This window comes from Corallococcus sp. CA049B (assembly GCF_003611685.1).
Lineage (GTDB): Bacteria > Myxococcota > Myxococcia > Myxococcales > Myxococcaceae > Corallococcus > Corallococcus coralloides.
This window is the reverse complement of record NZ_RAWC01000110.1, coordinates 22,414-28,442: the sequence shown is the minus strand read 5'-3', so window position 1 is coordinate 28,442 and position 6,029 is coordinate 22,414. Positions and strand designations below refer to the sequence as shown.

At 70.4% G+C, this 6,029-nt stretch carries 5 protein-coding genes; 2 read left to right on the top strand and 3 right to left on the bottom strand.

What is annotated here, in order from left to right:
• The 3 genes from D7W82_RS23000 to D7W82_RS22990 form a co-directional block, all read right to left on the bottom strand.
• On the bottom strand, positions 1-1,421 hold a 1,421-nt coding region (locus tag D7W82_RS23000; protein WP_120620402.1), incomplete at its 3' end, for an ABC transporter ATP-binding protein/permease.
• 7 nt (positions 1,422-1,428) lie between these two features.
• Positions 1,429-2,436: a cytochrome d ubiquinol oxidase subunit II gene (cydB, locus tag D7W82_RS22995; protein WP_120620401.1), complete on the bottom strand. Its 1,008-nt coding sequence runs from the start codon at positions 2,434-2,436 to the stop codon at positions 1,429-1,431.
• Between the two features lie 36 nt (positions 2,437-2,472).
• Positions 2,473-3,924 carry a cytochrome ubiquinol oxidase subunit I gene (locus D7W82_RS22990; RefSeq protein ID WP_120620400.1) on the bottom strand — a complete coding sequence of 484 codons (1,452 nt, stop codon included), beginning with the start codon at positions 3,922-3,924 and terminating at the stop codon, positions 2,473-2,475.
• 255 nt (positions 3,925-4,179) lie between these two features.
• Here D7W82_RS22990 and D7W82_RS22985 point away from each other — a divergent pair, with 255 nt between their 5' ends.
• Both D7W82_RS22985 and D7W82_RS22980 read left to right on the top strand, forming a co-directional pair.
• Positions 4,180-5,055 carry an alpha/beta fold hydrolase gene (locus tag D7W82_RS22985; RefSeq protein ID WP_120620399.1) on the top strand — a complete coding sequence of 292 codons (876 nt, stop codon included), beginning with the start codon at positions 4,180-4,182 and terminating at the stop codon, positions 5,053-5,055.
• 160 nt (positions 5,056-5,215) lie between these two features.
• Positions 5,216-6,019 (top strand): 1-acyl-sn-glycerol-3-phosphate acyltransferase, encoded by an 804-nt coding sequence (locus tag D7W82_RS22980; RefSeq protein WP_233587887.1) that lies wholly within the window; start codon positions 5,216-5,218, stop codon positions 6,017-6,019.
• Positions 6,020-6,029: the final 10 nt, after the last annotated feature.

The window sequence follows — 6,029 nt, the reverse complement described above, 5'->3', positions numbered from 1 at the left end:
TGCCCGTCCCGCCCCAACCGCGTGTCCCAGCCTTCGGGCAGCCGCGCGACGACGGCATCGAAGCCTGTGGCCTCCGCTGCGGCCGACAGGGCGGAGGCCGGAATCACGCGCCCGCGACAGACGCTCTCGCGCACCGTGCCAGGCTCCAGGTGGAGCCGCTGTGGCAGCCACGCGAGCTGGGCCCAGTACGCCGTCAGGTCGAGCGCCCCGAGCGCCAGCGCCGCCGCGCCCTCGGGCCGCAGGAAGACGCCACCGCTCGTGGGCGGCAGGAGCCCGAGCACCACCGCCAGGGCCGTGCTCTTGCCCGCGCCGCTCTCCCCTCGCAACCCGAGGATGCGTCCCTGCCCCAACGGCAGCACGAACGAGAGTCCCTCCGGTGCACGGCACCCGACGTCGCGCGTGGCCACCGAGACGTCCCGCAGCTCCAGCGCCCCGGAGGTGAGCGGTGGCGCGGCGAGCGTGCCGCGTGCGGGCTGGGGGGCTTCGAGCCGCGCGATGGCCTGCGCCGCCGCCTCGGCTCCCTCCGCGGACGCGTGGAAGAGCGCGCCCACCTGGCGCAGCGGCGCATACACCTCTGGCGCGATCAGCAGCACGAAGAGGCCCGTCTCCAGCGGCATCGCCCCTTCGAGCAGCCGCAGGCCAATCCCCACCGCCACGCTGGCGATGGAGAGCGTGGCGATCAGCTCGAGCACGAAGCTGGAGAGGAAGGCCCGCCGCAGCGCCTGGAGCGTGGTGCGCGCGTGCGCCTCACTCAGCCGCAGGACCTGGGCCGCGACGCCGCGCTGCCGGCCGAGCGCCCGGAGCGTGGCGAGCCCGGTGATGAGGTCCAGCACCCGCGCGCTCAGCTGCTGCATGCTCGCGAGCTGCCGCGCCGTGGCCTCGCGCGTGAAGCGGCCCACCAGGACCATGAAGAGCGGGATGAGCGGCAGCGAGCCCGCCATCAAGGCCGCTGAGACAGGATCCGCGCGCCACACGCAGACGAGCAGGGCCGGCGTCGCGAGCGCCGTGAGCAGCAGCTGCGGCACGTAGCCTTCGAGATAGGGCTGGAGCGCGTCCAGCCCACGGGTCGCGAGCTCCACCTGCGCCACCCCGCCCGCCGAAGCGCGCTCCCCCTCCGAGCCGGACGCCAGCCGCGTGAGCAGGCCTCCCCGCAGCTGCGCGATGACCCGGTGCGCGCTCCGCTTCCCCGCCCATTCCTGGAGGCCCGCCAGGGCCGCGCGCAGTAGCCACACGCCGCCGAGCCAGAGCAGGAGCCTCCCATGGTCCCCGACCGCCTCGCGCGCATGCCCCAGCAGCCGCGCCAGCCCCCACGCTTGCAGGACCGTGAGCGCGACCATCCCGAGCCCCAGGCCCGCGGTGAGCAGCACGTAGCGCCGCGCGGCGCTCGCGTACCGCAGGAGCTTCGGGTCGAGCGGCTTCATCGGACGGTCAGCCCTCTCCCAGCGCCGGGTTGAGCTCGTCGACGGTGACGCGCTGGCGGAAGACCCAGTAGGTCCAGCCCTGGTAGGCCAGCACGAACGGCACCAGCGCGACGGCGACGTAGGTCATGATCCGCAGCGTGTAGGGGGTGCTGGAGGCGTTCTGGACGGTGAGCGAGTGCGCCGGCTCGAGCGCAGGCATCACGTCCGGGAAGAGCGAGCCGAAGAGCAGCACGACCACGCCCGCGATGGCCAGACAGCTGAAGGTGAAGGACCAGCCCTCCCGCTCCCGCCAGACGCCCAGCGCCGCCGCCCCCAGCGCCAGGGCCACGAACCCCAGCACCGGCCACGTCCAGGCCACCGAGTAGCTCACCTGCGTCCACAGGCCGAAGGCACCGCTGACGCCGAGCGTGGGCAGCGCCATCCGCCTGGCCCAGCCGAGCGCCCGCGTCCGCAGCGTGCCCTGGGTCTTCAGCGCGATGAAGACCGCGCCGTGGCTGAGAAAGAGCAGCGTGGTGGCCAGGCCGCCGAGCAGCGCGAACGGCGAGAGCAGGCCGAGGAATGTCCCGGTGAACTGATGATCCGCGTCGAGAGGCACCCCGCGCACGATGTTCGCGAAGGCGACGCCCCAGAGCAGCGCGGGGATCCACGACCCCACCTGGATCGCCTGCTCCCAGCGGCGCTGCCACGTGGGGCTCTCCAGCTTGGAGCGGAACTCGAGCCCGACGCCGCGGACGATCAACGCGATGAGGATCAGGAAGAGCGGCAGGTAGAAGCCGGAGAAGAGCGTCGCGTACCACTCCGGGAAGGCCGCGAACGTCGCGCCCCCGGCGGTGAGCAGCCACACCTCATTGCCATCCCAGACCGGGCCAATCGTGCGCAGCACCGCGCGGCGCTCCGCCGGGGTCTTGCCCAGGACGGAGAGCCACATCCCCACGCCGAAATCAAAACCTTCGAGCACGAGGTAGCCCGTCCAGAGGACCGCGATGAGACAGAACCAGAGTGTATTCAGTTCCATGATTGTTTTTCGATGCCAGGAGAGAGGGCCGGGGGCTCAGTAGCCGAACGACAGCGGCGCGGTTTCAGGATGGCTGTCCTCATTCGCGAGGGCCGCCGGATGTTTCAGGCTCGCGCGGACGAAGTGCCGCATCAGGTAGAACCAGACCGCGGCCAGCGCTCCGTAGACGCAGGTGAAGCCAATCAGCGTCGTCCAGACCATGGCGGGGGAAACGGCGGTGGACACGCCGCTGGCCGTCAGCAGGCGAAGCGCGTCCACCCCGGTGGGGTTGGGCGCCACCAGCCAGGGCTGCCGTCCCATCTCGGTGAAGATCCAACCGAAGGAGCACGCGAGGAACGGGGTGGGCAGCGCCGCGAGGCAGAGCCGGGCAAACCGCTCCGAGTTGCTCGCCGCGCCTCCGCGCGTGAGCCAGAACCCGAACAGCGCCAGCGCCGCGCTTCCCATGCCCAGGCCGATCATCAAGCGGAAGGACCAGTAGGTGACGGCGAGGTTGGGCGCGTAGTCCGGCCCCGCCCCGTACAGCTCCTCGTAGCGCTTCTGGACGTCATTGACGCCCTCGAGCGGCGCCTGGAAGTCCGCGCGCGCGAGGTAGGACGTGAGGCCGGGAATCTCCAGCAGGTGGCGCACGCCCCGGCAGTCGTTGTTCAGGTCTCCCACCGCGAGCAGCGAGAAGGGCGCCCCGGCGCGTCCGTCACAGAGCGCTTCGGCCGCGGCCATCTTCATGGGCTGCTGCTCGAACATCAGCTTCGCCTGGGCATCCCCGCTCACCGCCACGCCCACGCCGGACACGATGATGGTGACCAGGCCGAGCCGGAGCCCGCCGCGAAAGGTCTGGGCCGCCGCCGCTTCACCCGACTGGCTCGAGCGCACCATCAGCCAGCCGCAGACGCCCGCCACGAAGGTGCCCGCGACCAGGAAGGCGGAGGTCACCGTGTGGGGGAAGGCCACGAGCACCGTGTTGTTGGTCAACACCGCCAGGATGTCCGTCATCTCCGCGCGCCCGGTGGCGGGATTGAAGCGCGCCCCGACGGGGTGTTGCATGAAGGAGTTGGCCGCGAGGATGAAGTAGGCCGAGAGGTTCACGGCGAACGCCACCAGCCAGATGGAGGCGAGGTGCAGCGCGCGCGGCAGCTGCTTCCAGCCGAAGATCCAGAGCCCCAGGAACGTGGATTCGATGAAGAAGGCCGCCAGCGCTTCCATCGCGAGCGGCGCGCCGAACACGTCCCCCACGAAGCGCGCGTACTCGCTCCAGTTCATTCCAAACTGGAACTCCTGGACGATGCCCGTCACCACGCCGAGCGCGAAGTTGATCAGGAAGAGCTTGCCGAAGAGCCGCGTCAGCCGGAGCCACCCCGGCTTCCGGGTCACCACCCAGAGCGTCTGGAGCAGCGCGACGAGCGGGGCGAGCCCGATGGTGAGGGGGACGAAGATGAAGTGATAGACCGTGGTGATTCCGAACTGCCACCGCGCGAGCTCTAGGCTGGTCATGACGAAGCGGCGTCATTGCAATCCCCCAGCCGGTCCCGCTGACTCGGACGCCCCCTTTCGCCCGCGCAAGCGCTGCGCGGCACCAGGGAGGCCCGCGCAGATTCTGCGCTCCAGCGCGGCGGTTGGAGGCCCAACCGGCGAACCTCACTTCCATCACAGCCCTGCCCTGCTCCAGACCCCGTGCCAGCTCGCGTCCGGGGAAAGCCCCGGGGGGCGCTTGCTTGCCACCTCCGGGGGCGTGTTAGGTCAGCCGGCATGAACGAGCAGCACATCGACCGCGACGGGGTCTGCATCGCCTTCCAGGACCTGGGCCGTCAGGGCGCGCCCGCCGTGCTGCTGCTCGCGGGCAACGGATGCAGTTCGAGCTACTGGCCAGACGCGTTCTGCGAGCCCCTGCTGCAGGCGGGCCTGCGCGTCATCCGCTTCGACTACCGAGACACGGGCGCCTCCACGCACCGCGACTTCGATGCGCACCCCTACGACCTCGACGACGTGGGAGGCGACGTGCTCGCCCTCCTGGACACGGTGAAGGTGGAGCGAGCCCATCTGGTGGGCCTGTCGATGGGAGGCTTCATCGCCCAGCGTCTGGCCATCCAGGCACCCCAGCGGGTGGCGTCACTGACGACGGTGCTCTCCACGCCGGACTACGGCGTGATGCTGCACACCTTCTGCGGCGGGCCCGCGCCGACGTCGAACCTGCCCCCACCCTCCCAAGAATGGCTCGAGGCGCTCGGGAGCCTGCCGTCCACGCTGACGCCCGAGGAGTTCCTGTCGGAGAACTGGCGCCTCGCCAACGGCGCACGCGCCCCCTTCGACGCGAGCTACTGGCGCGGTCTGGGAGCCGCCGCGCAAGCGCGGGGCAATGACATCCATGCAGGCGACGTCCACCGCAAGGCCAGCCTGCGGACGTCCGGCAAGGATCTGCGCCAGGCGCTGCGTGGCGTCTCCGTGCCCGCCCTCTTCATCGGCGGTTCCGAGGATCCCATCTTCCCACCCGGTCACGCCGACGCCGCCGCCCGCGCGGTTCCTGGAGGCAAACCGCTCATGATTGACGGAATGGGCCACGCGTTGAACCCGGCGTTCTTCGACGTCCTCACCTCCGCCATCGTCGCGCACACCCAGGGCCGCTGAGCAGGCCCGTCGCTTCGCGGGAAGCAGCACCACCGCCCCCCGCGTCACCCGTCCCGTCGCGGCGGATAGCGCGCGGCCGCCCTGGCCGCCAGCGCTCAGCGGCTACGACCCGGGGGATGGGGGCTGACATTCATCCCGTGGCGATGCAAACCTGGAGGGTGTGGAGCCATCCATCCATGAAAGACCGGGGACCGTTCGAGTCCTCCTCTCGATCGCGCTCTGGGCCTTCCTCGCGCTGTCCAGCGCGGAGCTGTTCCTGGGAGCGATCCTGCTGTGGGCGCTCACGCTTCCGTTCGATGCGAACGGGCGGGTGCTGCACCTGTACTCGTGCTTCTGGGCACAGCTGTATTTCTATGTGAACCCGTGGTGGCACCTGCGGGTGGAGGGCCGCGAACACCTGCCCTGGAAGGGCGCGGCGGTGCTGGTGTCCAACCACGAGTCGCTGGGGGACATCCTGGTCCTCTTTGGTCTCTACCGGCCGTTCAAGTGGGTCTCCAAGGCGGAGAACTTCAAGCTGCCACTCATTGGCTGGAACATGCGCCTCAACCGCTATGTGCCGCTCATCCGCGGAGACCGCGCCAGCGTCCTCCAGATGATGGCCGGGTGTGAGCGCTGGTTGTCACGCGGTGTCCCCATCCTGATGTTCCCCGAAGGCACCCGCGCCCGGGACGGCAAGATGAAGGCCTTCAAGGACGGCGCCTTCACGCTCGCCGTCCAGCAGCGCTGCCCCGTCATCCCCATGGTCCTCAGCGGCACCGCGCTGACCCTGCCGAAGCACGCGCTCGTCTTCCAGCGGGCCGTCCACGCCCGGGTGCGCGTGCTGGAACCCATCGACCCCGCGGACTTCGCGGGGGATGTGCACGCCCTGCGCGACCACGTGCGCGACCTCATGGTCCGCGAAAAGGCGCGCATGGAGGCCGAATGCTCAGCGGGGCGTGACAGGGACTTCGAGGCTGCACGGTGACGCGTACGGT